This window comes from Thermogutta sp., assembly GCF_039793925.1.
GTDB lineage: Bacteria > Planctomycetota > Planctomycetia > Pirellulales > Thermoguttaceae > Thermogutta.
This window is the reverse complement of the sequence record NZ_JBAMME010000096.1, coordinates 1-1,383: the sequence shown is the minus strand read 5'-3', so window position 1 is coordinate 1,383 and position 1,383 is coordinate 1. Positions and strand designations below refer to the sequence as shown.

Annotated in this window: 1 protein-coding gene; it reads right to left on the bottom strand. The window is 55.7% G+C overall.

Annotation, left to right across the window (positions count from 1 at the left end; translation table 11 throughout):
* Positions 1–87: 87 nt before the first annotated feature.
* The gene (locus ABJK56_RS03600) at positions 88–1,305 is read right to left on the bottom strand and encodes a hypothetical protein (RefSeq protein WP_347243300.1); all 1,218 of its coding nucleotides are present in this window, start codon (positions 1,303–1,305) and stop codon (positions 88–90) included.
* Between the last annotated feature and the right edge of the window lie 78 nt (positions 1,306–1,383).

The following is a 1,383-nucleotide window of genomic DNA, read 5'->3' as shown; positions in this document are numbered from 1 at the left end:
CCTTCAGCACGCCGCCGAAGGCCCCGATGGGCGTCCGCACGGCGGAGAGGATGACGATTTCCCGAATGTCCATAAAGTCCTCCAAATCTACCGTCGGATGTCGGCGCAAACGACTTCCAATGGACTGGAGAAATAGGAAGGGCGCCCCAGCAGGCAGACCATCGGTGGACTCTCACTGACCGAGACGGCTTTCAGTTCCTTCCAGCCGCTTGCTCCGGGCACCGTCTTCAGGTACATCCTTGAACATCCGTTCCAAACGCCAACCCGGACTCGCTGGACGCCTCCCTCGCTTTCCCGCCAGGCCAGAGCCACCCAGCCGGTGTAACCCGCTCCTTTCACGACCTCGTAAACCGAACTGTAGCCCGAGAGCGTCTCTGGGAGGGAAGATGTCAGATTCTGAGAGAGGCATTGATAATATAGGCCGGTGACCTGCCCCCCTGGAATCGGAACCCAGTCCTTCCAGAAAATATGCAGGTTGTTCTGCCCGTCCAGCTGGGTGTCTCTGCCGAAGAGTTTCAAATAGCCAGCAAAGCGGTCCCGGGTCAGAAATTGGCCCTCGCGCCAGTAGGAGTAATAGAGTTTTGGAGGAGTGGAGTAGTCGTTCCCATAGAAGTGTACTCCACCCCATCGGTCGGGCCATACCCAATCGGTATACTGAGGCTGCGGTATCTGAATTGCTGGCTGCCAGTTGCCACTGCGTACAGTGTGATATGTGTTGCAGGAGAGAATTGAGCAATCTACCATAGTAGCATGGACTGTCCCAGAAGCGTCCAGATGAACCATTCCTTGCAGGGAGGAAGAAGAAGATCGGGCCTGAAACACCTCTTCTTCGGGCGTCCAGCCGGTGTTGGTGAAAGCCGCATAGAGCATCCGTCGGGGATCATTGGATGTTTTCTGATTCCGCCAGAGGAGATGGAGTACACCGTTCGGGGCAACGACGGGCGGGAACAGAACCTCCGAAGAGCCCAGGCTGGAAGCGACAATGGTTGGGGAGGTCCAGCCGGACGGAGAAAGAAAAGTGTGGTAGATAAATTTTGGGGAAAAATAAGATGGATGCCACAAGAGGTGGACCTGGCCCTGGCGGTCTATCGCCATCAGGATGTCGTCCGGACTCGGCGTCACGGTGACGGTTATCCCCTCCCTCCAGACCCAGGTCGGATCGTACTCCTTTGCCACCAGCGGTAGATAAACGAAATGCTCATCATCGTTTTGATCGGGGGACTGAGCGGCGATGGTTCCGGCGGCAAGGAGAAACAGCACGACAAACACTCCCATACCCGCTGTAACAATCCACTTTCGTCCCATCGCGACCTCCTAATACTACAACCGTACAAACCACGGATTACACGGATTTCACTGATTTTTTAGCCATCAATCCGTGTC

Excerpts from the sequence above, each read along its gene's own strand:
- ABJK56_RS03600 (WP_347243300.1), bottom strand. The coding sequence starts at position 1,305 with ATGGGACGAAAGTGGATTGTTACAGCGGGTATGGGAGTGTTTGTCGTG.